Source organism: Microbacterium sp. B24 (genome assembly GCF_000333415.1).
Lineage (GTDB): Bacteria > Actinomycetota > Actinomycetes > Actinomycetales > Microbacteriaceae > Microbacterium.
In genome coordinates this window covers 1-25,759 of sequence record NZ_BADB01000111.1, presented here as the reverse complement: position 1 = coordinate 25,759, position 25,759 = coordinate 1, and the positions used below count along the sequence as shown (strand labels likewise).

Sequence of the window (25,759 nt, the reverse complement as noted above, 5' to 3'; positions counted from 1 at the left end):
GGCTCCTCGGGTGGATGCCGTGGGTCGCCGCGGCGGGTGGGGCGATCATCGCGTTCGGTGAGGTGCAGGCGTGGCGTACCTCGCGCGCGGACTACCCCGCGGCCCCCACCGCCGGCCCCGCCGGCGGGCGCGACGTCGTGCTCGTGCTCGGCTTCCGCTCGCGGGCGGACGGTCGACTGAACGCCCTGCAGGCATGGCGGACGCGCATCGCGGTGCGCTCGGCACCGCCCGACGCACTCTTCGTCTTCTCCGGCGGCACCGTACGCGGAACCGAACCGGAGGCGGTGGTGATGGCGCGTCACGCGACTGTTCGTCTGGGCGTGCCGCCGGATGCCGTCGCCATCGAGTCGGCGGCCGAGAGCACACGGGAGAACCTGTCGTTCAGCCTGCCGTGGCTGCGGGAGGCCCGCACCATCCGCATCGCCTCGAACACGGCGCACGCCCACCGCGCCCGCGGCTACCTGCGCGAGCTCGATCCGCACCTGTGGGCGCGTCTTCGCCGCACCCGCGACTTCCGCCCGCTCGAGCTCGGCCCCCTGCGACTCGCGCTCACCTTCTACGCTTTCGTCGCGGCGCGCTCGGCCGGCCGCGCCGCCGCCATGGCCGCCGCGAACCGAGCGGTCATCGGCGTGCGCGCCGGGGAGGACGCTGTCTCGGGTGCTCAGCGCAGGGGCGCCACCGAGGCGTAGGCGCCGACCCGCTCCGAGACCGGCACGTCGTAGATCCGCGCCGCCTGCGCCGCACTCCACCGGGTCCATCCGGGATCGCCGCCGGAGACGAACGCGACCGCGTCGGCGTGCACCGCGTCGGCGAGCTGCGGGGGCGGCGCATCGCCCGCCAGCGGGGCGATGCCCTCGGCATCCAGACAGTCGAAGAAGAAGGGCACGTCGAGGCAGTGCTCCGCGAATCCGAAGCGCCCCGACGGCCACGAGAATCGGTACATCCAGGTGGGCGCCGCACCGCGCGCATCCGCGAGCTGCACGTTCTTCTCTCGGAACATGCGGTCGGTGAGATAGCGACCGGCGACGCGGGCCGTCCCGTGCGCGGCGACGTCGCGGTTGGCCGCGAGGTAGGCGCGGCGCCGTCGTCGTTCCAGCCCGAGACGACCGAGGACGATGCTTCTGGGCACCCAGCGCATCGCCCGGGCCGCGCGCGCGAAGATCATCGTGAACTCGTCGTCGGTCGTGCCCAGCACGAGCGGCTTGTCCGCTCCCACGCCGGCCGCGAACGACGCGCCGGTCGCGCGCGGCAGCAGCTCGCCGTCGATCTCGGGACCGAGGGCGAGCCCGGCAGCGAGCATCTGCGCCGCCGCCTTCGGATCGATCGCGGTCGCCTGCTTCTGCAGCGCGAGCAGGCGTTCCTCGGGGATCGACGCGAACCCGTCGCGGTCGGCGGAGACCCCGGCTGCGGCGGCGATCGCGGCGGTGAGAGCCCGAGCGCGCTCGGGCTCCACGTCGCCGAGAGCGGCAGACAGCGACCACACCCGGTGGAACAGGTGTTGTGCCGACGGCATCCCGAGGAGGGTCAGCACCGCACCGCCTCCGGCCGACTGGCCGGCGATCGTCACGCGGGCCGGATCGCCCCCGAAGGCGGCGATGTTCTCCTGTACCCACTCCAGCGCCGCGAGCCAGTCGCGGACGCCGCGGTTGGACGGCGCGCCGTCGATGTGGCCGAAACCGTCCACGCCGAGCCGGTACGAGACGGTGACGGTCACCGCACCGTCACGCGCGAAGGCACGGCCGTCGTACCAGGGGCTGGCGGGCGAGCCGGAGAAGAAGCCTCCCCCGTGGATCCACACGAGCACCGGAAGCCCGGCGGCTCCCGGGTCGGGGGTGAAGACGTTGACGTTCAGCGTGCCGTCCCCGGGAATGCTGGGCTCGGGGATGAGGGTGATCCCGGGGTCACCGCGTTGCGCCGTGGCGCCGAACGCGCCCGCGTCCCGCGTGCCCTCCCACGCCGCGACGCGCACCGGCGCGCCGAAGCGCCGCTCTCCCACCGGCGGCTCCGCGAACGGGATGCCGAGGAACGCGGCCGAACGGCTCCCGTCCGCCGCCGTCCGCCAGCGACCGCGCACACGTCCGGCGGTGATCAGGATCTCGGGATCGCTCTGCACGGTCCGATCATGGCACGGCCCGATCGGGGCCGGGGTCGATCACGGCACGGGCGGTCGCGGCTCGGCCGTCACGATGCGCGCATGCGGCATGCGCCGGCGCATCACCGCGATGGCGTCGGGGTTGTCGTCGACGAGCACGGCGTCGCGCCCCAGTGCGCTGCACACCGCCCCCGTGGTGCCGCTGCCGGCGAACAGATCGAGCACGCGATCGCCGGGTCGGCTGGACGCCTGGACGATCCGACGAAGGATGCCTTCGGGCTTCTGGGTGGGGTAGCCCGTCTTCTCGCGGCCGCTGGTCGGCACGATCGTGTGCCACCACACGTCGGTCGGGAGTTTGCCCCGGGCCGCCTTCTCGGCCGTGACGAGCCCGGGGGCCATGTAAGGCTCTCGGTCGACGGCATCCGAGTCGAACCAGTACCCGCGTGGATCCTTCACGTAGACCAGTATCGTGTCGTGCTTCGTGGGCCACCGGCGGCGGCTCTTGGCGCCGTAGTCGTAGGCCCAGATCAGCTCGTTGAGGAAGCACTCCCGCCCGAAGAGCGCGTCCAGCAGCACCTTCGCATAATGGGCTTCGCGATAGTCGAGATGCACGTAGAGCGTGCCGTCGTCGGCGAGCAGTCGCCACGCCTCGCGCAGGCGCGGTTCGAGGAACTCCCAGTAGTCGTCGAAGCGGTCGTCGTAGCGGCGGAGATCACCACGCAGGCGTGCATAGCTCGTGCCCCGGAAGCCGGTCTTGACCTCGCCGCGCACGCCGCTGCGGTCCGCGGACTCGATCGCCTTGCCTTGCAGCCGCCCCGTGTTGAACGGTGGGTCGAGATAGATCAGGGTGAACGCGGCATCCGGCAGAGCATGCGCGATAGCGAGGTTGTCGCCGTGATGGATCTCGACGGCGCCAGCAGGATCGACGGCGCCGGGTGCCGATGCGTCCGTCACGGAACGCGGTGCAGCCACGCGTCGGTGGAGAACTTCTCCTCGACGAGGGTCGCGGCCTCGGCGTATTCCTCCTCGGTGATATGACCGGGTTCGGCGCCGTAGAGCGTGGAGAACGTCTGCACGAATCGTTCGATGATCGCCTCGCGGGGCAGTCCCGTCTGACTCCGCAGCGGGTCGACGCGTTTGGCCGCAGACACGGTGCCCTTGTCGCTCAGCTTCTCGCGCCCGATGCGCAGCACCTCGGTCATCACCTGACCGTCCATGTCGTACGAGAGCGTCGCGTGATGCAGCACACCGCCGTTGGCGAGCCGCTTCTGCGCGGCACCGCCGATCTTGCCGGTCGGCGAGGCGATGTCGTTGAGCGGCTGGTACACGGCATCCACTCCGAGCGAGCGCAGGGCCTGCAGGGCCCAGTCGTCGAGGAACGCATAGGAGTCGGCGAAGGTGAGACCGGCGACGAGCGATGCGGGCACATAGAGCGAGTAGGTGACGATCGAACCGGCCGCCATCAGCATGGCGCCGCCGCCCGAGATGCGCCGCACGACGTCGAAGCCGTGCCGCGCCGCACCGTCGGGGTCGACCTCGTTGCGGTACGACTGGAAGGAGCCGATCACGACGGCCGACTCGTTCCACTCCCAGATGCGCAGGGTCGGCTTGCGTCGCCCGTCGCCGACCCGCGTCGTGAGCACCTCGTCGAGCGCGAGGTTCATCGCCGGCGAGACCGCCTTCTCGTGCACGACCTCCCACGGGAAATCGCGCCAGCCGGGGGCGGTCACGAGCGCGCGGCGCACGGCCGTGCCCACGGATTCGGGCGTGAACCCGAGAATCTGAGCGCCGTCGGGCAGCGCCCCGCGGACGGCGGCCGCGATCCCCGCGGCATCCGTCTCCACGGGAAGCCCGGTGACGGCGGCGTCGATGTCGGCCAGCGCGTCGTCGGGCTCGAGGAAGAAGTCCCCCGCGAGGTGGAAATCGGCGATGCGTCCGTTGTCGACCTCGAGGTCGACGACCACGAGCTTGCCGCCCGGAACCTTGTACTCCCCGTGCATGACTCCAGCGTACGAGGTCGGGACAGCCCTGCGGCGCACGCCGGAATCACTCCGTCCACCCATATACGCGCCGCACGCTCCACCCGATGATGACGGGGTGCCCCCTCTCTCGGTCCGCCCCGCCCTCTCTCCCGTCACGCACCCGACACGGCGCGCCGTCGCGCCGCTCGCCGCCGTGAGCGCCGCCCTGTTCTCGATGGGTGTGGCCGTGACCCTCGGCGGGGCCCCGGCGGCGGCGAGCTCGTCCGCGGTGCACGTCGTCGCGTCCGTGAGCGGCGCCGCGGGAGGGGTGACGGCGATGACGCTGTCGACATCGGGCGGCGTGGCGTTCGTCGTCGACGGGTCGGATGCCGTCGGCCTGATCGACACCGCGACCAACGCGATGACGGGAGCGACCTCGTCGCCGCCGGCATGGCTCGGCGTGCCGACGGATCTCGCCACAGCTCCCGACGACACCGGCGCCTACGTGGTCACCGACGACGGTTGGGTTTCGCTCGTCCACGGCGACGGCAGCGTCGACGCGGTCAGCGTACTTCCCGGCACCGGTTTCGGGGCGCTGGCGGCGGTTGCGAACGGGCCGAGCATCGTGGTCGTGCCGAGCGCGGTGAGCCCGAGCGCGATCTACCGCGTCAACGTCGGGGCGGGCACCATCAGCCCGATCCCCCTCGGGACCGCGACGCCATCGACGCTCGGCCGCGTCGCCGTCGGAGCGGGAAACGGCAACGACAACCCGATCCTGCTCGCAGGCACGGCCGGCGCAGTGGGCGTTCTGTACCTGTTCGACGGCCCGTTCGCCCTCACCGGGCCGACGACGGCGATCACCCTGCCGGCAAGCTCCGGCGCGTACGACGTCGCGCTGTCTCCCGACGGCGCGCAGGCCGCGGTCACCTCCCCCATCGACGGGCTGGTCTTCCTCGTGGACGTCGATCCCACCTCGCCCGGCTTCGGCAGCGTCAGCGCAACGGTGTCCGCCGTGCCCGCGACGCGGGTCGCGTACAGCCCCGACGGATCCGCGCTCTACGTGGTCGGCGCGAACACCGTCACCGTCGTCGACCCGGTCACCGGCACCGCAGAGACGTCGTTCGCCATCGACGAGACGAGCGCAGCGGCGATCGCCGTCTCGCCGTCCGGCGCGCGCGTGTGGGTAGCCGACGCGCACGTGCCGGGAGGCATCGCCATGCTCGCGGACCCCGCGGTGACGGCTCCCGCGGCGAATGCGACCGTCGGCGCGATGTTCTCCGCGATGCTCACGGCATCCGGGTTCGACCTGCCGGTGACCTACGCCGCGACGCCGGCCCTGCCGGCCGGTCTGACGCTCGATCCGGCAACCGGCTCGGTCTCGGGCACACCGAGCCTCGAGAGCCCCGCGACGGCCTACACGATCACGGCGTCATCGTCCGACGGGGCGGCGGCGACGACCACGTGGACCATCGCCGTCGGCGCCGCACCGGCCGCGGCCGCGCCCGCGCCCGCGAACGGTGAGAGCGACTCACACCGGCTCGCCGACAGCGGCGGTGCGGTGAACGGCCCCGTCCTCGGCGTCGGAGTGATGCTGCTCGCCGGAGGCGGCGTCCTTCTCACGCGACGCCGCCTCGTGCGGCACACGCGCCGCGACGGCGGCGCGTGAGGTCACATCCAGACGGTCCAGCACGGCGGACACGTGCTTCTCGACGGTACGCTCGCTGAGCCCGAGCCGGCTGGCGATCTCGGCATTGCGCAATCCGGCCGCGATCAGCCGTGCGACCTGCGCCTGGCGCGGGCTGAGATGCGCCGCGGCATCCTCGTCGCCGACCGGCGCGAGCAGGGCGGCGAGGTGGACCCGCGAGCGCAACCCCAGGACGGCCAGCACCTCGGCGGCGTGGGACTTCACCGTGCCCAGCGACAGAAATCGCAACCTCGCGATCGCGGGGTTGCTGTGCCCTTCCGCCATCAGCGCCGCGATCTCGCGCTCCCGTGAGCTGAGAACGCTGATGTCCCCGACGATCGAGGGATCGTTCGCCGACAGGCGCCGCCAGTCGCGGGCCGCGAGCGCCCTCACCGACTCGATCCCCAACCGATCGGCCTCGGACGCGATGCGGCGCAAGGCTGCGGCAGCGCGGCGGGTGTCGGGATCGAGACTCGCGTGCAGGTGCCGCCCGCGCAGAGCCTCGATGTCGGAACCCACCGCTTCGTCGAGATGGACCGACGCGACGGCGTGGGATCTCGCCTCCTCGAGCCGTCCGCGCATCGCCGCGATCGCTCCGCGCGCACGGGTGACCGCGGAGGCTGCGACGAGGTGCGAACTGAGGGCTGTCGCCTCGGCGAGCAGCTCCTCTGCGCGCAAGAGATCACCGCGCTGAGCAGCGGCGGTGATGATGATCTCGGACGCGAAGGCACGATCCCACAGCTTGCAGCGCGCGAGGCCGGGGCCGCCGATCGCGGTGAGCAGCGCGGCGGAGGCCTGGAGCTGGCCGAGCGTGCGCATGCCCCAACCGACGTAGAGGCAGGAGCCGACGCTCAGATAGTTCGCGTCGTCGCGCGCACGGGCGAGCACCTCCGCGGCGGCGCGCTCGAAAGCGCGCCGATCGCCGGCCTGGGCGTGACCGTACGCGGCGATCGCGTCGATCACCAGGAAGGCGCGCTCCGGTACCGCGATGCCCGCCGCGGCGAAACCCTCGCCGATGACCCGAGCCTGGGCGGCGCGCCCCCGGAACGCGCTGAGCCGCGCTCGCAGAAGCTGGAGGGTCAGCGCGGCGCCGTCGATGCGCGCCGGCGGCGCGCCCGCCGCATCGGGTTCGCCGTCGTCTGTTGGGGCGCTCACCTGCCCCGGCGCGAGCCCGGCACCCTCGATCAGCTGCTCGGCGACGTCGAATTCGGCGACGCTGAGCGCGGCTTCGGCGAGGAGATAACGCGTCAGCAGGTCATCGCGGCGGGCACGCACGCTCGTGCGGCGCGGACCGGAGTCGCCGGGAAGGAGCGCGGGCAGCGTGATCCCCCGTCGAGACGCATTCGCCGTCCCCGCCATTGCGTCGGTCATCAGCACGACGGCGCCCACCATGCGCGTCAGCTCCGCCGACAGGCCGACGGCCGCATCGGTCGCGCGCGCGGCATAGTCCGCGGCGACGTCGAACCGACAGGCGATGACCGCGGCCATCGCGGCAGCGACGGCGAGCCCGGTTCGCGACTCGGCCGCATCGGGGTCGGCGCCCACGGTGTCGAGCATGCCCTGCAGGCGGGACAGATGATCCGCGGCGTCGCCGGAGAAGACGCTCACGAGCGTCGCATCCAGAGCGACCCGAGCCTGCTCACGGTCGCGGTCCGTGCTCCTCGCCATCGCGTGCATTCCTCCGCACTGACCGGCGCTCACGCCGGATTCTGCCGGAATCTTGACACGGGAGCGCGCGCCGCGAAACGGGGAGACCGCACGCGATGCGGAAATCATCCGTTTCCCCCACGCGTCGCCGCGCACGAAGATCGCTGCGCGGCGTTATCCCGAGGGCGGGAGCTGCCGGTCGATCCATGCGATCAGGTCGGCGATCACCTCGTCGCGTGTCACGTCGTTGAACACCTCGTGCCGGATGTCGGGGTAGATGAGCGTCGTGACGTCGGTGAGGCCGGAGCGCCGCCGGTACGCCGCGGCGAGACGGTGGATGCTGCGCGGTCCACCCACCGTGTCGTCACGGCCGACCATGAGAAGCACGGGCACGTCGCGGGGAAGGTTCTTCGCGGGCTTGCCGATCAGCCGCAGCGTGTCCAGCGGCCCGAAAAGCTTCGCCAGCGGTTCCGAGGTGGTCAGCGGGTCGTCGAGGAATGCGCGGCCGACCGAGAGGTCGGAGGACAGCCACTCTGAGCCCATCGCTTCGGGCCCCGCCCACGGCGCGTTGAGGTCACCCGAGTTCAGGGATCCCGGCCAGCGCAGCGCCGAGCCGGTGAGGACGAGCGCGTCGTAGTCCCGCGGATGCCGGTCGAGCAGCATCTGCGCGAGGAACGAGCCCCACGAATGCCCGATGAGGATGAGGGGCAGCTCGGGGTGGTCGGCGCGGATGATGCCGCTCAGCTGTGCGCAGGCCGCGACGGCAGCCCTCAGCCCACCGGGGCCGAGTCGACCGAGCCGGCTCGCATCACCGCCGTGCTGCTCCAGGCCGGTGCGCCCGTGTCCGCGGTGATCGTCGGCGTAGACGAGGAATCCGGCGGCTGTGAGGGCCTCGGCGACGTGCGTGTAGCGGCCGGCGTGCTCCCCGACGCCGTGGAGGATCTGCACGGCGCCGCGCACGGGCGGGGCGTCGCCGTCGGGCTGGTAGAGGTCGTAGACGATGCGGATGCCGTGAGGATCGATGAAGGAACGTTCCTCGCGCCGCACTGCTGCCATGGCCCGAGTCTAGGACCGGTGGTTGGCATTCCGGATATTGCTAGATAAGCTAGCCATTCATGAAGGACGTCACGTCACGCCGCTGGATCGGTCTGGTCTTCATCAGCCTCGCGGTCGCGCTCATCATCGTCGACTCGACCATCGTCAACGTCGCGATTCCGGCAATCGTGGACGACCTGGGCATCACCTCCACCCAGGTGCAGTGGGTGCAGGAGGCATACACCCTCGTCTTCGCCTCGCTGCTGCTGCTGTTCGGGTCGTTGGCCGACCGCATCGGACGGCGACGGCTGCTGCTGATCGGCGTCGCCCTGTTCGCGGGCGCATCGGTGCTGGCCTCGTTCGCGCCGACGGGCGACCTGCTGATCCTCGCGCGTCTCATCCAGGGCGTGGGCGGTGCCATGATGCTGCCGAGCACGCTGTCGCTGCTGAACGCGACCTTTCAGGGTCGCGAGCGCGGCATCGCCTTCGCCGTCTGGGGATCGACGATCGGCGGCATGGCGGCCGTCGGCCCCCTGCTCGGCGGCTGGCTGACCACCTCGTTCTCGTGGCGCTGGGCTTTCGGCATCAACATCCCGCTCGGTGTCATCATCGCGATCGGAGTGCTGTGGGCGGTGGGCGAGTCGCGCGCCAAGAACGCTCCCACGATCGACGCGATCGGCGCCGTCCTGTCTGTCATCCTCTTCGGCGCCCTCGTCTTCGGCCTGATCGAAGGCCGCACCCTCGGATGGTGGGAGGTCAACGACCCCTTCACCATCGGCGGCTGGAGCTGGCCGTTCTCCGTCTCGCCCGTGCCGGTGGTCTTTGCGATGGCGCTGCTCGCGGCCGTGGGCTTCGTGACGTGGTCGCGGCGCCAGGCACATCGAGGACGTCCGACCCTGCTCGATCCCCGCCTCTTCTCCATCGCGACCTTCCGCAGCGGCAACATCGCCGCCCTCGTCGTCGCACTCGGCGAATTCGGAATCATCCTGTCCCTGCCGCTCTGGCTGCAGTTCGTGCTCGGCTTCGACGCCCTGCAGACCGGCCTCATCCTCATCGCGCTGGCCGCGGGCTCGTTCGTGGCCAGCGGGTTCGCGGGCGCATCCAGCGGCAAGATCAGCGCCGTGCTCATCGTCCGCGCCGGCCTCGTCGCCGAGATCGTGGGCGTGGTCGCAGCGGGGTTGGTCGTCGGCTGGGATGCCGGGACGCAGTCGGCCTGGCTCTGGCTGCTGCCCGCCCTGTTCGTCTATGGCTTCGGCGTGGGCCTCGCGACGGCGCAGCTGACGGGGGTCATCCTGCAGGACGTGCCGGTCGAGCTGTCCGGACAGGGGTCGGGGACGCAGTCGACGGCCCGTCAGGTCGGATCGGCGCTGGGCATCGCGATCCTCGGCACCGTGCTGTTCACCGGCACCGCCGGCATCCTGTCGTCATCCCTCGACGATCGCGGACTACCGGCGCAGGAGCGCGATCAGATCGTGTCGGCGGTGGTCGACAGCTCGGGCGGGGCCATCGCCGGCCTCGCTGCGAACCCGGCGACCGCGCCGATCGCCGGCGACGCGAAGGCGGCGTTCTCCGACGCGACACGGCTGTCGGCGTTCACCGCCGGAGGCTTCCTCGTGGTGGGACTTCTCGCGACGATTCCGCTGGGCCGCGAGCGGCGGCGCGACGAGACCGACGCGGCGCAGCCGTCCGTGCAGAGCTGAGGACCGGCGGCGACAACCGCATCCCCGATACTTAGCATGACTAATGAGCTATGCTAAGTACCAGCATGAGCACCGAGACGCCCGCCCCCGCCGCACCCGACCTGTCCACACCCGCCGCCGAACTGCGCATGGCGACCTTTCGCCTGGCACGACGACTTCGCTCCCAGCGGGCCGTCGACACCATGAGCGATGCACAGTTCGCGGTGCTCGCCGCGCTGTCGGTGCACGGGCAGCACACCCTCGGCGAACTCGCCGACCGGGAGCGCGTGTCGGCGCCGTCGATGAACCGTACGGTGAACTGCCTCGAAGAGTCCGGGTATCTCACCCGCACGACCGACACCGACGACCGCCGCAAGGTCAACATCGCGCTGACGGACTCGGGCCGCGCGGTGGTCGACGAGACCGTCCGCCGGCGCGACTCCTGGCTCGAAGACGCCCTGGCCGCGTTGACGCCGGCGCAGCGCGAGCTGCTGCGCTCGGCGGCTGAGCTGATGCGGGAGGTGGCCGCCCGATGAGCTCGCCCACCCGCGCGTCGAATGCGATGTTCCGCTCGTTCTCCGTCTTCAACTACCGCGTCTGGTTCATCGGCGCCCTGGTGTCCAACATCGGCGCGTGGATGCAGGCCACGGCTCTCAGCTGGGTCGTCCTCACGCAGCTCACGCACAACGACGCGGGTGCGATGGGCGTCACCATGGCGTTGCAGTTCGCTCCTCCCCTGCTGCTGGTGAGCGTGACCGGCTGGGTCGCCGACAAGTTCGAGCGGCGACGGCTGCTGATGGTGACCCAGAGCTCGCTGCTGGTGCTCGGCGCTACCATCGGCATCCTGATCCTCACCGGCGTCATGACGCTTCCCCTCATGTACGCCTTCGCCTTCGCGCTGGGTCTCGTGGCGGCGTTCGACAATCCGACGCGCCAGGCGTTCGTGTCCGACCTCGTCGACCGCGAGAACGCCTCGAACGCGGTGGCGCTGAACGCGGCATCCTTCAACGGCGCTCGGATGATCGGGCCCGCCGCCGCCGGCGTCGTGATCGTCGCGGTCGGCACCGGCTGGGTGTTCCTGGTCAACGCGGTTACGTTCCTCGCGATGATCGTGGCTCTGCGGCTGATCCGCTCCGAGGAACTCGTGCCGCGCATCACGGCGCCCGGGGCATCGCGTCTGGCCGACGGCTTCCGCTATGTCGGCAGCCGCCCCGACCTCATGGTGACGTTCGTGATGGTGTTCCTGCTCGGCGCGTTCGGCATGAACTTCCCGATCTTCGCCTCCACGATGGCCCTGGAGTTCGGACGGGATGCCGACGGCTACGGGCTGCTGAGCTCGATCCTCGCCATCGGCTCGCTCGCCGGGGCCCTGCTCGCCGCTCGGCGCGATCGCGCACGGATGCGTCTCGTGATCGTGGGCACCGGTATGTTCGCGGTCGTCGGAACGGTCTCGGCATTCATGCCGGACTACTGGCTGTACGCCATCACCCTGATGTTCACCGGATTCTCGGTCGTCACGACGCTCACGACCGCGAACGGCTACGTGCAGACGACGACCGATCCTGCGCTGCGCGGGCGCGTGCTCGCTCTGTACATGGCGATCCTCATGGGCGGAACGCCGATCGGCGCGCCCATCGTGGGCTGGGTGGCCGCGGAGTACGGTGCCCGCGCCGCCATTCTGCTCGGAGCCGCCGCGGCGTTCGTCGCCTTCGCCGTCGGCTTCGGATGGCTGCTGTGGTCAGGCCGGCTGCATCGCCACGAGTCGCGCCGCTTTGCGCTGTCGCTGGACGAGACCCGCCCCCTGTCCATTGTGACGCCGGAGGAGTTCAGCGACGAGGTGGCGGGAACCACGCCCATCTCCCTCCCGGACCCGACGCGGCGGTAGCACGGCGGCTCGTTGCGGCAGCGCTATCAGGACGTCCGAGCAGCCGGCGCTTGCGCGACGACCCGCACCGCGGCGGGGCTGTACCCCGGCGCATCGACGGTGACGATGATCTCCCCGCCGCCGGTGGCACGCACCACGGCGAGCGCCCGCCCGTCGTGGGTCAGACGCGAGGGTCCCGCGAACGACTCCGTCGTCCGACCTCGGCTCGAACCGAGCGCGGCGAGTTCGCCGGCGCCGGCCACCGTGACCGTGACCTCCGTGTCGCCATCGCACGCGACGATGCCGTCCGCGTCCGCCAGCTCGATGACGACGTGAGCGAGGCCCCCGTCGGCCGCGATGGTGAGGTCTTCGGCGCGGACACGCAGCGCCGGCAAGCCCGCGCTCGCCAGCTCGGCCCGCCCGATCTCCGCCCCGTCCCGGCGTGCGATCGCGAGAAGCCGGCCCGGCCGATACCGCGTTTCGAATCGGGCGATGAGCGGCCGCGGGTCGCCCACCGGCGCGCGACCGACCACGACCTCGCCGGTCGCGTCGATGAGGCGCAGCTCGACCTCCTCGGCATCCGCGTACACGTCCACCGTCACCGGCGAGCCCGGCTCGACACCCCACGACCACGACGAGACCACGTCGTCCCACGACCACGGCGTCTTCTCGACCGGCCGCCCGTGATGTGCGGGGCGATGCACGGCGATCGCCGGCTCGCTGCGAAGACCGAACGCGATCTGACGGTAGTACGAGGCGGGCGTTCGCCGACCCGTGAGGTCGATGTCGCCGCACCGCGCCAGCAACCACGGGAAGGGGCCCGCGGTCCCGGTCGATCGGTAGTCGTCGACGTCCGTGTACTCGACGCGACCGATGCCGGCCTCGCCGACGTAGTCCCATCCCGTCCAGGTGAAGTCCCCGATGACGTGCGGAAGCCTGCGCACCTGATCCCACAGGTCGGCGATCCGATCGGGGAACGTCTCCGACCCCACGATGACCCGCCCCGGGAACAGCTCCGCATCCATCTCGTATCGGGCATCGCCGTAGTTGAAGCCCACCACGTCGAGCACCGCCGCCGACTCCTCCGTCGAACGCGTGATGAGCTCCGACGCGTTCGCGGCGGCCATCTGGGCGCCGAGCCCGGCCATCATCGTGTTCGGGTCGGTCGCTGCGATCTCACCGAGGATCTCGGGCAGTCGCTGCATGTTGGCGATGACCCCGTTGATGCCGTTCGTGATGTAGCGCGTCGGGTCGAGCCGCCGGAACTCCTCCGCGATGCGCCGGCTCCAGGTGGCCCCGTGCGGCGTCGCCAGCTCGAGGATCTCGTTGCCGATCGAGTACAAGATCACGCTCGGACGGTTGCGGTCCTTCGCCACGAGGGCCGCCACTGCTGCCGGCCAGCGCGACGCGAACCCGACGGACGCGTCGAACCCGGTCTTGGCATGAGTCCACACGTCGCTGAGCTCATCCATGACGAGCATCCCGTGTCGATCGCACGCGTCGAGCAGGGCGCGCGAGGCCGGGTTGTGTGCACTGCGGATCGCATTGAATCCGGCGTCCTTCAGCAGCCGCACCCGCCGATCCTCGGCATCGGGATGGGTGATCGCACCGAGAGCGCCGTTGTCGTGGTGCACGCACGCTCCGCGCAGATCCACCCCCACACCGTTGATGCGAAGCCCGTGGCGCGCGTCCACCTGCAGGCGGCGGATGCCGAATCGCACCGCATCCGTGTCGACGACCGTGCCGTCGGCGTCTTCCAGGCTGATGCGCACCTCGTGCTGGGCGGGATGATCGGGCGACCACAGCTCGGGACGCGCGACGAACAGGCGCGCCCGTGCCACCGCCTGCTCACCGGGCAGCACGGTCACCGGCGCGTTCGCCTGCACGATGACGGCTCCCGACGGATCCGCGAGATGCCAGTGCACCCGCAGCGTGCGCGTGTGACGCGTGAGGTTCTCCACGATGGTCGCGACCTCGACCATCGCTCGTTCGTCGTCGATGTCGGGGGTCGTCACCGTCGTGCCGTCGAGAGCCAGGTGCACCGGATCGGCCACGATGAGATGCACGGGCCGGTAGATGCCGGCGCCCGTGTACCACCGGCTGTCGCGGTGGGCGCGCGCCTCGACGGTGACCGTGTTGGTCTCGCCGAAGCGCAGGAACGCGTCCGCGGCGACGACGAAGGCCGCGTAGCCGTCGGGCTGATGCGCGGCGAAGTCTCCGTTGATGAACACGACGGCGTCGCGGTACACGCCCTCGAACTCGATCAGCACGCTCCGCTCGCGCCAGTCGTCCGGCACCTCGAAGGAGCGTTCGTAGACGAAGACCCCACCCGGGATGTAGCCGGAATGCACACCGCCGTCGTTGTCGGCGGAACGCGGCAGGTCGCGCAGCGCGTCGTGCGGGATGGTGACCGGCACGGCAGCAGCGGCGCCCTCACGACTCTCGAAGGCGCCGAGCTTCGGTCCGACCGTCCAGCCGACGTGGAAGGGAACCCGCTTCACGACGTGGGTACCGAGCCGGCGCCCTCGCCGCTCGGGAACGATCCGGCGGCGCGCGCGTCGAGCAACTGCTCGAGCGCGTCGAGGTCGTACCCGCGCACGTAGCCCCGGAAGAACTCTGCCAGGGCATCGGCCATGTCGGTGGAGGTCGGATCCAGCAGCCACTGCACCTGGAGACCGTCCATCATCGCCGTGGTCGCGACGGCCGCGCGATACGGATCGATCTCGCGGATCAGTCGCCCCTCTGCCGCAATCCTCCGGAACGCCGCCGTGATGCTCTCGCGCACGTACTCGTAACGGCGCAGGAAGTACTCGTGCGCCGGGTGGGACGGCGACGTCGCCTCGGCCGACAGCGTGCAGAACAGCTCGATGACACCCGGGATCGACGCGTTGTACCGCGCGAGCTTCACGAGCGCGCGCAACGTCTCGACGCCGTCGGCGTCGTCGAAGTTCACGATCTGACGCGACTGCTCGTCGCGATGGTCGAGCACGGCCAGCAGCAGGGTGCTCTTGCTCTTGAAGTGATGCAGCAGTCCCGCTTCGCTCATCCCGACGCGCTGAGCGATCTCTCGCAGCGATCCGGCGCGGTACCCGCCTTGAGCGAAGACCTCCAGCGCGGCGTCGAGGATCGCTCCGCGCGTCACCTCGCTCTTCGCGTACTCGCCGCGCTGGCTGCGCCGCGGTGTGTTCGTGTCGGTCATCGTGACCATCGTGCCCTATCCCGGTCGCCGCGAGTCGGCGCCGATGCCCCCAGTGTGCACGCTCTCATAACAAAAACCTAGCGATCACTCGATATTTGATCCAAAAACCTAGTGCGCACTCGGATTTCCTGCTAGCGTCCCCCGACAGAGCGATCCGCAGGGGTATCGCCCACCCGAGAAAGGGACCAAAGATGTTCCGTTGGAAGGCCACAGCAGCCCTCGCGGTCGTCGCGGCACTCGCACTCACCGGCTGCGCCGGTGGCGGCGAGTCCGGAGGCGAGAGCGGCTCAGGCGGCGCACACGCAGACCGCCTCACACTCATCTCCATCGCCGCACCCACGAGCTACGACATCGGGGCGGGCGCCGAGTGGGGCAACCGCAGCGAGTACTTCGAGGCAGTGTTCGACACCCTCCTGCGACAGGACTCCAAGGGTGAGCTCCAGCCCAACCTGGCGACCGAGTGGTCGTACAACGACGACAAGACCGTCCTCACCCTGACGCTGCGCACCGACGCGAAGTTCACCGACGGCACCCCCGTCGACGCGAAGGCCGTCGTCGCCAGCATGGAGCGCTTCCGCGACGGCACATCGCCGCAGGCGGGCACTATGAAGGGCAACCAGTACGCGGCCACCGACGACCACACCGTCACCATCACGCTGCCGGCGCCGAACCCGGCTCTGCTCAACTCGCTCTCGCTCGCCCAGGGCCTCGTCGCCGCGCCGTCGTCGTTCTCCGACTCCGACGTCGCCACGCGCCCCGTCGGCTCCGGCCCGTACATCCTGGACACCTCGGCGACCGTGACCGGCACGACCTACGTGTACAAGGCGAACCCCGACTACTGGAACAAGGATGCCGTCAAGTACGACAACCTGACCGTCAACGTCATCGACGACACGACCGCCATCCTCAACGCCATCAAGGCCGGCGAGGCGAACGGCGCGAAGATCGCGGACAACACCACGATCAGCGAGGTCGAGGGCTCGGGCTGGTCGATCGCGTCCAACGAACTCGACTTCCAGGGCCTGCTGCTGCTCGACCGCGCCGGCACGATGAACCCGGCGCTCGGCGACGTTCGCGTCCGCCAGGCGATCAACATGGCCTTCGACCGCGAGGCGCTGCTGAAGTCCCTCCAGAGCGGATTCGGCACCGTCACCGAGCAGGTCTTCCCGAAGTCCTCGGTCGCCTACGACCCGGCCCTGGACAGCACCTACGCGTACGACCCGGCCGGCGCCAAGAAGCTCCTCGCCGACGCGGGCTACGCGAGCGGTCTGACCATCAACATGCCGTCGGTGCCCGCCTTCCAGACGTCGTTCGACCTGATCAAGCAGCAGCTGCAGGACATCGGCATCACGGTGCAGTACACGGAAAGCGGCACGGGCAACTTCATCAGCGACATGCTGACCCCGAAGTTCCCCGCCACCTGGATGGCGCTGCAGCAGGACCCCGACTGGCAGCTGATCAACTTCATGATCGCTCCGGGCGCGACCTTCAACCCGTTCAAGGCCGAAGACCCCAAGATCGACGCCTTCATCAAGACGATCCAGTTCGGCAGCACGGACGAGGCCACCCAGGCGCTCAAGGACCTGAACAAGTACCTGGTCGACCAGGCCTGGTTCGCTCCGTTCTTCCGCGTTCAGGGCTCGTTCGCCACCGACGCCAACACGACCGTCGACTTCTGGCCGACGAACGCCTACCCGTCGATCTTCAGCTTCGCGCCGAAGAACTGACCCGCTGCGCTGTCCGCCTGCGCACCCGCAGGCGGACAGCGCCGCTCGAACCCGGAGAGAGCCATGCTCAGCTTCATCCTCAGGCGGATCGCCTCGGGCGTCGTCCTCGTCGCCGTCATCTCCTTCCTCGCCTACGTGCTGCTCTACGCCGCCGGCGGCGACATCGCCCGCCGAATCCTGGGCGAGACCGCGACCGCCGAGACGGTCGCCAAGAAGACCGAGGAGCTCGGGCTGAACCGCCCGCTCCTCGTGCAGTACTGGGACTGGCTGACATCGGCGCTGACGGGAAACCTCGGCCGCAGCTGGTTCAGCGGAGAGCTCGTCAGCGTCAGCGTCTCCGGACGCGTCGGAGTGACCCTCTCGATCGTGATCGGCGCGACGCTGGTCTCGGCCATCCTGTCGGTCGTCCTGGGCGTGCTGGCCGCGCGCCGCGGGGGCTGGATCGACGGACTCGTGCAGTTCCTCTCTCTCATCGGCTTCGCCATTCCCGGCTTCCTCATCGCCCTGGGCCTCGTGCTCGTGTTCGCGATCGAACTGCACTGGTTCAAGGCCACCGGCTTCGTGCCGCTCACGACCTCGTTCGGCGGGTGGGTGGCCTCGGTGACCCTGCCGATCGTCGCGCTCTCCCTCGGCGCGATCGCCACGGTCGCCCAGCAGGTGCGAGGCTCCGTCATCGACGCGATGTCGCGCGACTACGTCCGCACGCTCCGCTCGCGCGGCCTGTCCAGTGCCTCCGTCGTCTACAAGCACGTGCTGCGAAACGCCGGCGGCCCGGCACTGGCCGTGCTCGCCGTGCAGTTCATCGGTCTGCTGGGCGGCGCCGTCATCGTCGAGCAGGTCTTCGCCATCCCCGGCATGGGTCAGCTCACCGTCAAGGCGACGACGCAGGGCGACATCCCCGCCGTCATGGGCCTGGTGATCGTCTTCGCGATCATCGTGGTCATCGTCAACCTCCTGATCGATCTGGCTCAGGCCGCTCTCAACCCGAAGGTGCGTCTGTCATGACCGCTGTCGACGTTCCCAACTCCGTCCCCGTCGCGCCGGTGCGCGTCTCGCTGATGCGCCGGCTCGTGCGCCGCCCCCTCGGCCTGGTCTCGCTGGGCTTTCTCGCGCTGGTCATCCTGATCGCGATCATCGGCCCCTTCATCGCTCCGCAGGATCCGAACTACGCCGACATCCGCGCGATCCTCGCCCCTCCCGGCGCCGACCACCTGCTGGGCACCGACAGCGCCGGGCGCGACGTCTTCTCGCGTCTGCTGCTGGCCACCCAGACGAGCATCGCCGCCGCTCTCGTGGCGCTGGTGACCGCGCTGGTGCTCGGCGTCGTGTCGGGTCTGATCGCCGGCTACTACCAGGGCTGGTTCAACACGGTCGCCACGTGGGTGACAGAGCTGAACATGGCCCTGCCGGCGATGGTGGTGCTGCTCGCGGCACGTGCCGCCCTGGGTCCGTCCGTCTGGCTGTCGATGTTCATCTTCGGCATCCTGCTCTCCCCCGGCTCCTTCCGACTCGTCTTCGCCTCGGTCACCGCCGTGCGCGCGGAACTCTACGTGGATGCCGCGCGGGTCTCGGGCCTCAGCGACGCCCGCATCATCGGTCGGCACGTGCTGTCGGTCGTGCGCGCGCCCATCATCATCCAGTCGGCGATCATCGCCGGCATCGCGATCGCGATCCAGTCGGGCCTCGAGTTCCTGGGGCTCGGCGACTCGTCGGTGCCGACGTGGGGCGCCATGCTCAACGACGGTTTCAAGAGCATCTACAAGCAGCCGATGCTCATGCTGTGGCCCTCGCTGGCCATCGCACTCACCTGCATCGCCCTGACCCTGCTCGCCAACGTCATGCGCGACGAACTGGAGCGCACCGTCACCGTGCGCCGCAAGCGCCGGCGCGCGGTGACGACCGCGACCGGATCGATCGCGGCGGTCACCACATCGGTGCGTACCGGCGGCGGCGACCTGGTCGACCTCGACGAGCCGCCCGTAATCGAGAACATCGAGGTGATCGTCCACCCCGAAGACACGCGCAGCAAGGCGAGCGACGCCATCCTGCAGGTGCGCGACCTGCACGTGGGCTACGACCAGCCCGACGGCTCGCACATCGAGGTCGTCCACGGCGTCTCGCTCGACATCCGCCGCGGCGAGGTGCACGGCCTGATCGGAGAGTCGGGTTCGGGCAAGACCCAGACCGCCTTCGCCGTGCTCGGGCTGCTCCCGCGCGGCGGCAGCGTCACCTCCGGCTCGATCGTCTACGAAGGCACCGAGCTGGCCGATGCGTCGGAGCGCGTCTACGCGGGTGTCCGCGGCAAGCGCATCGGCTACATCCCTCAGGAGCCGATGAGCAACCTCGATCCGTCCTTCACGATCGGCAGCCAGCTGGTCGAGCCCCTGCGCAAGAACCTGGGCCTGTCCAAGGCGGAGGCGCGTGAGCGCGCGCTCGGGCTGCTCGAGCGCGTGGGCATCCCGCAGCCGAAGCGCACGTTCGACGCGTACCCGTTCGAGGTCTCCGGTGGCATGGCGCAGCGGGTGCTCATCGCCGGCGCCGTCTCGACCGACCCCGACCTGATCATCGCGGACGAGCCGACCACGGCTCTGGACGTGACGGTGCAGGCCGAGGTGCTGGATCTGCTGCGCGATCTGCAGGCGGAACGCAATATGGCGATGCTGCTCGTGACGCACAACTTCGGCGTCGTCGCCGACCTGTGCGACCGCGTGACGGTCATGCAGAACGGGCTCTTCGTCGAGCAGGGCCCCGTGCGCGCCATCTTCAACGATGCGCGACACCCCTACACGAAGACGCTGCTCGACGCGATCCTCGACGAGGGTCCGGCCCGCGGGCCCCTCACCCCTGCCACGAACGGAGCCGGAGCATGAGCGCGTCACTGCTGGAGGTCACCGACCTCGTCGTCGAGTACCCCGGCAAGGGGTTCCGGGCCGAGCCCTTCCGCGCGCTGAAGGGCGTCTCACTCGACATCAAGCCGGGCGAGACGGTGGGCCTGGTCGGCGAGTCCGGCTCGGGAAAGACGACACTCGGGCGCGCCGCACTGGGCCTGGCTCCCGTCACCGTCGGAACGATCCGCTTCGACGGCCAGGACATCTCGCACCTGAGCCGGCGCGAGCGCCGTGCGCTCAGCTCGCAGATCCAGGTGGTGTTCCAGGACCCGTACTCGTCGCTGAACCCGTCGATGACCGTCGAGCAGATCCTCACCGAGCCCCTCACCGTCGCCGGTGTCGGATCTGCCGAGGCGAAGACGCGCGTACGCGATCTGCTCGACCAGGTGGGCCTTCCCGCCGATGCGCGCAGTCGCCTTCCCCGCGAGTTCTCCGGCGGCCAGCGCCAGCGCGTCGCCATCGCCCGCGCCCTCGCGCTGAGCCCGCGGCTGATCGTGTGCGATGAGCCGGTCTCCGCACTGGACCTGTCCACGCAGGCGCGCGTCCTGGATCTGTTCATCGAGATCCAGGAGCGGACGGGCGTCGCCTACCTGTTCGTGACGCACGACCTGGCCGTGGTCCGCCACGTCAGCCACCGGGTGGCCGTCATGTACCGCGGCGAGATCGTGGAGTCCGGCGACGGCGACCAGGTCACCTCGCGTCCGCAGCATCCGTACACGCAGCGTCTGTTCATGGCCGCGCCCGTCCCCGATCCCGACAAGCAGGAGGAGCGCCGCGCCGCCCGCCGCGCGATCCTCACCGCGGAGGCTGCCGCACGATGAGTCGCCCGAACATCGTCTTCGTGATGTCGGACGACCACGCCGCCCATGCGATCTCGGCCTACGGCAGCACGGTCAACGCGACGCCGCACCTGGACCGACTGGGACAGGAGGGGGTGCGCATGGATGCCGTGTACTGCACGAACTCCATCTGCAGCCCGTCGCGGGCCACGATCCTGACCGGGACCTACAGCCACATCAACGGCGTCTCCTCGATCTGGACCGAGATGGACTACCGGGTGCCGACGTTCATCGATGTGCTCCACGGCGCCGGATACCGCACCGCGATGTTCGGCAAGTGGCATCTCGGCGAGCACGGCAACGCGCTGCCGCGCGGGTTCGACGCATGGAAGATCTTCCCCGGCCAGGGCGACTACGTCGACCCGGAGATGATCGACGAGAACGGCAGCGGGCCGGTCCCCGGCTACGCGACGGACATCGTCACGGACCTCGCGATCGACTGGATCGACGAGGTCACCACGAGTGGTGATGAACCGTTCTGCATGATGGTCCACCACAAGGCGCCGCACCGGCCGTGGGTTCCGGACGAGAAGCACCGCCACCTCTACGCGGACGGCACGATCCCCGAGCCCGACACGTTCTTCGACGACCACGCGACGCGCAGCAAGGCCGTGCAGGGCGTGCGTATGACGATCGCCGACGACATGGGGGCGGACGACCTGAAGGAAGAGGTGCCGGCGCACCTTCGCGGCCCCGAGAACCGCGAAGCGCGCATGCGCTGGAAGTACCAGATCTACATGCGCGACTATCTGCAGTGCGTGCAGTCCATCGACGACAACGTGGGCCGGCTGCTCGACCACCTCGCCGAGCGCGGCCTCGCCGAGAACACGATGGTCGTCTACACGTCCGACCAGGGGTTCTTCCTCGGCGATCACGGCTGGTTCGACAAGCGCCTCATGTTCGACGAGTCGCTGCAGATGCCGATGCTCATCCGCTGGCCGGCCGAGATCCCGGCCGCGAGCCGCTGCGCGGGCATCGTCACCAACGTCGATTTCGCCGCGACCTTCCTGGACGTGTGCGGGATCGACGCGGCATCCGCTCTGCCCACCTCGCAGGGTCGCAGCTTCCGCCCGCTGCTGCGCGGCGAACAGGTGGAGGACTGGCCGGAGGCCGCCTACTACCGCTATTGGGAGCACGACGACCCCATCCACGCCGCGCCCGCGCACTACGGCGTCCGCACCGCGACGCACAAGCTCATCCACTACTACGGGGTCGGCATGGGCGTGCCCGGTGCCTCGAAGGCCGAGTTCGAGCCCGAATGGGAGCTGTACGACCTCGTCGCCGATCCGGCCGAGCTGCGCAACGTGGCCGACGATCCCGCGTACGCGGAGGTGCGCGCCCAGCTCGAGCAGACCCTTCGCGAGTACCAGGACCACTATCGCGACCTGCCCTATACCGGCCCCGACACCCCCCGACCGGACTGGGGGCCGTACGACCACGAGCTGCTGGCGCGCGTCGAGCAGTACGTCACCCAGATCCGCGCATCCTCCTGATGACCGCGACCACCCCCACCCCCGGAAGGACCTCCATGACCGCCGCCGCCGACCACCTGCGCCCCCTGCTCGAGAAGCTGACGCTCGAGCAGAAGGCCGCTCTCGTCCAGGGCGCCGACTTCTGGACGACGGTGCCGCTGCCGGAGATCGGTCTGCGCGCGATGACGCTCTCGGATGGGCCCGCCGGCGTGCGCGGTCCCCGCTGGGATGAGCGCGAGCCGTCGCTGAACCTCCCGTCCGGCTCGGCGCTGGCCGCCTCGTGGGATGCCGGACTGGCGTACCGTTACGGCGCCGCGGCGGCCGCCGAAGCACGGGCCAAGAACGTCGACGTCGTGCTCGGTCCGACCATCAACCTGCACCGCAGCCCCCTCGGCGGACGCCACTTCGAGTGCTTCAGCGAAGATCCCCAGCTGTCGGGCGAGCTGGCTGCGGCGTACGTCGCGGGCATGCAGGAGCGCGGCGTCGCGGCGTGCCCCAAGCACTACGTCGCGAACGATTCCGAGACCGACCGCTTCACGGTGGATGTCCGCGTCGACGACCGCGCGCTGCGCGAGCTGTATCTCGCGCCGTTCGAGCGGGCCGTCACCGACGCGCACGCGTGGACCATCATGAGCTCGTACAACTCCGTCGACGGCGTGACCATGACCGAGAACGACCTGCTCGAGACACCCCTGAACACCGACTGGGGCTTCGACGGCGTCGTGATCAGCGACTGGACCGCCGTGCGTTCGCTCGACGCGGTCGCCGCCGCGCAGGACCTCGCCATGCCCGGCCCGGCTCCCGCCTGGGCCGAACTCGCCGAGGCCGTCCGCGACGGGCGGGTCCAGGAGGCCGACCTCGACCGCAAGGTGCTGCGTCTGCTGCTGCTGGCCGAGCGCGTCGGCGCCCTGGGCGACAGCGCGCCGGCGGCGACCGATGAGATCGACGGCCCGGCCTTCGCACGCGAGGCGGCCGTGGCGGGGACCGTGCTGCTGCGCAACGACGGCACCCTGCCGCTGAACCCGGCGTCCCTCCGGTCGGTGGCCGTCATCGGCCAGAATGCCCGTGATGCCCGCACACAGGGGGGCGGCAGCGCGACCGTCGTCCCCGCGCACGTCGTCTCGCCGCTGGACGGGCTGCGCGCCGCCCTGCCCGGCGTGGAGGTCTCCTACGAGCTCGGCGCGCTCGTGCAGGAAGGCGTCGCCGAGATCCCTCTCGCCCAGCTGCAGAACCCCGTCACCGGAGAGCCGGGACTGCGCGTGCGCTTCTTGGATGCCGAGGGCACCGAGCTCTTCGCCGAAGATCGCCGGTCGACGGCGCTCGTCTGGTTCGGCGGGGACGCCCCCATCGAGGCGAGCCGCACCGTCATCTTCGAGACGCGGTTCACGCCCGACGAATCCGGCACGATCGAGCTGGGCTTCGCCGGTGCCAACCACGGGCGCCTCTACGTCGACGACGAGCTGGTGCTCGACGACAGCCCCGTCATCGAGGGCACCGACCTCGGCGCCGCGTTCCTGAACCCGCCGTCGCTGACGACCGCTGTCGCCGTGGAGGCGGGCGTGGCGCGCACGGTCCGCGTCGAGTTCTCGCGCGAAGCGGCGGGCGCCCTCGCCGGTGCGCTCAGCGCCACGGTCGGCATCGCCCCCGAGCGCACGCCCGATGCCGAGTTGATCGCCCGGGCGGCGGATGCCGCGGCATCCGCCGATGTCGCCGTCGTGGTCGTCGGGACGAACTCTCGCGTCGAGTCCGAGGGCTACGACCGCACGAGCCTGGACCTCCCCGGCGCGCAGGACGAGCTCGTGCGGGCCGTCGCGGCGACCGGCACCCCGACCGTCGTCGTGGTCAACGCGGGCTCGCCCGTCGTCCTGCCCTGGGCCGACGAGGTCGCCGCCGTCGTGCAGGGCTACTTCGGCGGCCAGGAGTTCGGACACGCGATCGCCGACATCCTCACGGGCGCCCAGGAGCCCGGGGGACGCCTGCCCACCACCTGGCCGGCCGCACTGGCCGACGTCCCCGTCACGGATGTGACCCCGCAGGACGGCGTGCTGCGCTACACCGAGGGCATCCACATCGGCTACCGCGCGTGGTTGAAGGACGACGCGACTCCCGCCTTCCCGTTCGGCCACGGACTCGGCTACACGACGTGGTCGTGGGACGATGCGCGCCGCGAGGGCGGCGAGGTCGCGGTGACGGTCACCAACACCGGCGCGCGCTCCGGCAAGCAGGTGGTGCAGGTGTACGCCGAACGGCCGGGCTCGGCGATCGAGCGCCCCGAGCGCTGGCTCGTCGGATTCGCGACCGTCCGCGTCGACGCCGGCGCATCCGCGACCGTCTCGATCGGCCTTCCCGAGCGACGCCTGGCCCACTGGAGCGGTGAGCACTGGAGCGTCGAGGCCGGCACGTATACGCTGCGCATCGGCTCCTCCGTCGCAGAGCTGCCGCTCTCGCTCGCCTGGGAGGTGTCGGAGTGATGACGACGACGATGTCCCCGGTGAACGCGACCCACCTGCAGGGCGCGGCCGACGCGCGCCTGGCCGCGGTGGTCGACCGTCTCGACGGATTCCTGCGCGAAGACGACGACCTCTCCTTCCAGGTCGCGGCCTTCCACCGCGGCGTGCCGGTGCTCGACGCGTGGGGCGGCCCGCACCTGACGGGCACGTCCGTGCTGATCCCGTTCTCGGTCACCAAGAACACGATCGGACTGTCGGTGGGCCTGCTCCTGGAACGCGGTCTCATCGATCTCGATGAGCGCGTCGCGCACTATTGGCCCGAATTCGCCGCGAAGGGGAAGGATGCCGTCACGGTGCGCCAGCTGCTCTCGCACCAGGCGGGGCTTCCGCAGGCGACCACAGCCCTGACGTGGGACGAGCTCTGGGACCACCACGCGGCGGCCGCACGCCTCGCCGACACCCGGCCGTACTGGTACCCGGGCAGCGCGTTCGGCTACCACGCGATCACGATCGGCAGCCTGGGCGACGAGCTGGTGTACCGCGTGACGGGGCGAACCCTGCACGAGTTCTACGAGGATGAGATCCGCGCCCCGCACGACGTCGACTTCTACCTCGGTCTGCCGGAGGACCAGGAGCACCGGTTCGCGCCGCTGCGCCCGATGATCCGTCCCGTATCGGCGACGGGCACCCCGCAGTTCTCGGCGCTGGGCCCGGTGGTCTTCGGCGCCCTCAGCCGCGACATCGACCACACCAACTCGCCCCGCAACTACCGGTACGGCCATGGCGCCACCGCGGGCACGGGCACCGCGCGGGGGCTCGCACGCCTCTTCGCCGCCGCCGTCACGGGCGTCGACGGTCGCGCCCCGTTCCTGTCGGCCGACACCGTCGAGCAGATCGGCCAGCAGCAGATCCGTGGCTACGACGAGGTGCTCCACCAGCACGACCGGGCCCACGCGATCGTCTTCCAGAAGCCGTCGCAGCAACTCTCCTTCGGCGGTCCCCGCGCGTTCGGTCACGACGGCGCGGCCGGTGCGCTCGCCTGCGCCGACCCCGACACCGGGATCACTTTCGCCTGGACGATCGTCCGCGGACGGTGGCCCGGCGGGGGCCGACCCGCGCGCCGTCGCCCTGGCGCGCGAGCTCGGCGTGCTTCTGGAAGCGACAGCATGACCGCGGTCATCACGAGCCTGCGCGCGGAGCTGCGCCACGACAGCGCCGTGGT

The 25,759-nt window shown here is 70.5% G+C and carries 18 protein-coding genes and 1 pseudogene; 12 read left to right on the top strand and 7 right to left on the bottom strand.

From position 1 onward, the window contains the following. Positions 1-14 precede the first annotated feature (14 nt). Entirely contained in the window at positions 15-689 is a 675-nt protein-coding gene (locus I5I_RS02500; RefSeq protein ID WP_036316108.1) for a YdcF family protein, read from the top strand. On the opposite strand, the gene I5I_RS02495 is transcribed toward I5I_RS02500, so the two are convergent. The 3 genes from I5I_RS02495 to I5I_RS02485 are packed head-to-tail and all read right to left on the bottom strand — an operon-like array spanning position 662 to position 4,092. Next, entirely contained in the window at positions 662-2,113 is a 1,452-nt protein-coding gene (locus tag I5I_RS02495) for a carboxylesterase/lipase family protein (RefSeq protein ID WP_036316106.1), read from the bottom strand. The two genes, I5I_RS02500 and I5I_RS02495, sit on opposite strands and share 28 nt — an antisense overlap. A gap of 39 nt (positions 2,114-2,152) precedes the next feature. Further along, positions 2,153-3,046 carry a DNA-methyltransferase gene (locus I5I_RS02490; RefSeq protein WP_051039441.1) on the bottom strand — a complete coding sequence of 298 codons (894 nt, stop codon included), beginning with the start codon at positions 3,044-3,046 and terminating at the stop codon, positions 2,153-2,155. Then, positions 3,043-4,092, bottom strand: coding sequence for a lipoate--protein ligase family protein (locus I5I_RS02485; RefSeq protein ID WP_036316142.1), 1,050 nt, complete (start codon positions 4,090-4,092; stop codon positions 3,043-3,045). Before I5I_RS02485 ends, I5I_RS02490 begins: the two co-directional genes overlap by 4 nt. Here I5I_RS02485 and I5I_RS17855 point away from each other — a divergent pair. Then, a pseudogene (locus I5I_RS17855) lies at positions 4,022-5,518 on the top strand (putative Ig domain-containing protein); the annotation flags it as partial. The gene I5I_RS02485 and the pseudogene I5I_RS17855 overlap by 71 nt on opposite strands. 63 nt (positions 5,519-5,581) lie before the next feature. Here I5I_RS17855 and I5I_RS02470 read toward each other — a convergent pair. Continuing rightward, on the bottom strand, positions 5,582-7,405 hold the full coding sequence (locus tag I5I_RS02470; protein WP_148285471.1) for a helix-turn-helix domain-containing protein: 1,824 nt from the start codon (positions 7,403-7,405) through the stop codon (positions 5,582-5,584). Positions 7,406-7,558: 153 nt separating this feature from the next. Next, positions 7,559-8,440: an alpha/beta hydrolase gene (locus I5I_RS02465; protein WP_036316099.1), complete on the bottom strand. Its 882-nt coding sequence runs from the start codon at positions 8,438-8,440 to the stop codon at positions 7,559-7,561. Positions 8,441-8,499: 59 nt separating this feature from the next. On the opposite strand from I5I_RS02465, the gene I5I_RS02460 reads away from it, so the two are divergent. The 3 genes from I5I_RS02460 to I5I_RS02450 all read left to right on the top strand — a co-directional run bounded on the left by I5I_RS02460 (position 8,500) and on the right by I5I_RS02450 (position 11,983). Beyond that, positions 8,500-10,119, top strand: a complete 1,620-nt coding sequence (locus tag I5I_RS02460) for a DHA2 family efflux MFS transporter permease subunit (protein ID WP_036316097.1) — start codon at positions 8,500-8,502, stop codon at positions 10,117-10,119. A gap of 65 nt (positions 10,120-10,184) precedes the next feature. Then, positions 10,185-10,634 carry a MarR family winged helix-turn-helix transcriptional regulator gene (locus I5I_RS02455; RefSeq protein WP_112931889.1) on the top strand — a complete coding sequence of 150 codons (450 nt, stop codon included), beginning with the start codon at positions 10,185-10,187 and terminating at the stop codon, positions 10,632-10,634. Next, positions 10,631-11,983: an MFS transporter gene (locus I5I_RS02450; protein WP_036316093.1), complete on the top strand. Its 1,353-nt coding sequence runs from the start codon at positions 10,631-10,633 to the stop codon at positions 11,981-11,983. The genes I5I_RS02455 and I5I_RS02450 overlap by 4 nt, the downstream gene beginning before the upstream one ends. Positions 11,984-12,009: 26 nt before the next feature. Here I5I_RS02450 and I5I_RS02445 read toward each other — a convergent pair whose 3' ends face one another. Beyond that, on the bottom strand, positions 12,010-14,463 hold the full coding sequence (locus I5I_RS02445) for a glycoside hydrolase family 2 TIM barrel-domain containing protein (RefSeq protein WP_036316090.1): 2,454 nt from the start codon (positions 14,461-14,463) through the stop codon (positions 12,010-12,012). Next, the gene (locus I5I_RS02440) at positions 14,460-15,161 is read right to left on the bottom strand and encodes a TetR/AcrR family transcriptional regulator (protein WP_051039444.1); all 702 of its coding nucleotides are present in this window, start codon (positions 15,159-15,161) and stop codon (positions 14,460-14,462) included. Before I5I_RS02440 ends, I5I_RS02445 begins: the two co-directional genes overlap by 4 nt. Before the next feature lie 191 nt (positions 15,162-15,352). On the opposite strand from I5I_RS02440, the gene I5I_RS02435 reads away from it, so the two are divergent. From I5I_RS02435 to I5I_RS02405, 7 genes are all read left to right on the top strand, one after another. After that, positions 15,353-16,888, top strand: a complete 1,536-nt coding sequence (locus I5I_RS02435; RefSeq protein WP_036316088.1) for an ABC transporter substrate-binding protein — start codon at positions 15,353-15,355, stop codon at positions 16,886-16,888. 63 nt (positions 16,889-16,951) lie between these two features. Then, complete coding sequence (locus I5I_RS02430) at positions 16,952-17,893, top strand: ABC transporter permease (RefSeq protein WP_036316087.1); 942 nt, start codon at positions 16,952-16,954, stop codon at positions 17,891-17,893. Continuing rightward, a complete protein-coding gene (locus I5I_RS02425) occupies positions 17,890-19,758 on the top strand; it encodes a dipeptide/oligopeptide/nickel ABC transporter permease/ATP-binding protein (RefSeq protein ID WP_036316085.1) in 1,869 nt (622 codons plus the stop codon). The genes I5I_RS02430 and I5I_RS02425 overlap by 4 nt, the downstream gene beginning before the upstream one ends. Further along, positions 19,755-20,597, top strand: a complete 843-nt coding sequence (locus tag I5I_RS02420) for an ATP-binding cassette domain-containing protein (RefSeq protein WP_036316083.1) — start codon at positions 19,755-19,757, stop codon at positions 20,595-20,597. Before I5I_RS02425 ends, I5I_RS02420 begins: the two co-directional genes overlap by 4 nt. Continuing rightward, a complete protein-coding gene (locus tag I5I_RS02415) occupies positions 20,594-22,108 on the top strand; it encodes a sulfatase family protein (RefSeq protein WP_036316080.1) in 1,515 nt (504 codons plus the stop codon). The genes I5I_RS02420 and I5I_RS02415 overlap by 4 nt, the downstream gene beginning before the upstream one ends. Beyond that, entirely contained in the window at positions 22,108-24,558 is a 2,451-nt protein-coding gene (locus tag I5I_RS02410) for a beta-glucosidase H (protein ID WP_036316078.1), read from the top strand. The genes I5I_RS02415 and I5I_RS02410 overlap by 1 nt, the downstream gene beginning before the upstream one ends. Then, positions 24,558-25,759, top strand: a 1,202-nt coding sequence (locus tag I5I_RS02405; RefSeq protein WP_051039439.1) for a serine hydrolase domain-containing protein, incomplete at its 3' end; no start/stop codon positions are given. The genes I5I_RS02410 and I5I_RS02405, both read left to right, overlap by 1 nt.

What these genes read in the sequence shown, in the direction of transcription:
- I5I_RS02500 (WP_036316108.1), top strand. Translation starts at nt 15, where the DNA reads ATGCCGTGGGTCGCCGCGGCGGGTGGGGCGATCATCGCGTTCGGTGAG.
- I5I_RS02485 (WP_036316142.1), bottom strand. Translation starts at nt 4,092, where the DNA reads ATGCACGGGGAGTACAAGGTTCCGGGCGGCAAGCTCGTGGTCGTCGAC.
- I5I_RS02470 (WP_148285471.1), bottom strand. Translation starts at nt 7,405, where the DNA reads ATGGCGAGGAGCACGGACCGCGACCGTGAGCAGGCTCGGGTCGCTCTG.
- I5I_RS02465 (WP_036316099.1), bottom strand. Translation starts at nt 8,440, where the DNA reads ATGGCAGCAGTGCGGCGCGAGGAACGTTCCTTCATCGATCCTCACGGC.
- I5I_RS02460 (WP_036316097.1), top strand. Translation starts at nt 8,500, where the DNA reads ATGAAGGACGTCACGTCACGCCGCTGGATCGGTCTGGTCTTCATCAGC.
- I5I_RS02455 (WP_112931889.1), top strand. Translation starts at nt 10,185, where the DNA reads ATGAGCACCGAGACGCCCGCCCCCGCCGCACCCGACCTGTCCACACCC.
- I5I_RS02450 (WP_036316093.1), top strand. Translation starts at nt 10,631, where the DNA reads ATGAGCTCGCCCACCCGCGCGTCGAATGCGATGTTCCGCTCGTTCTCC.
- I5I_RS02440 (WP_051039444.1), bottom strand. Translation starts at nt 15,161, where the DNA reads ATGACCGACACGAACACACCGCGGCGCAGCCAGCGCGGCGAGTACGCG.
- I5I_RS02435 (WP_036316088.1), top strand. Translation starts at nt 15,353, where the DNA reads ATGTTCCGTTGGAAGGCCACAGCAGCCCTCGCGGTCGTCGCGGCACTC.
- I5I_RS02430 (WP_036316087.1), top strand. Translation starts at nt 16,952, where the DNA reads ATGCTCAGCTTCATCCTCAGGCGGATCGCCTCGGGCGTCGTCCTCGTC.
- I5I_RS02425 (WP_036316085.1), top strand. Translation starts at nt 17,890, where the DNA reads ATGACCGCTGTCGACGTTCCCAACTCCGTCCCCGTCGCGCCGGTGCGC.
- I5I_RS02420 (WP_036316083.1), top strand. Translation starts at nt 19,755, where the DNA reads ATGAGCGCGTCACTGCTGGAGGTCACCGACCTCGTCGTCGAGTACCCC.
- I5I_RS02415 (WP_036316080.1), top strand. Translation starts at nt 20,594, where the DNA reads ATGAGTCGCCCGAACATCGTCTTCGTGATGTCGGACGACCACGCCGCC.
- I5I_RS02410 (WP_036316078.1), top strand. Translation starts at nt 22,108, where the DNA reads ATGACCGCGACCACCCCCACCCCCGGAAGGACCTCCATGACCGCCGCC.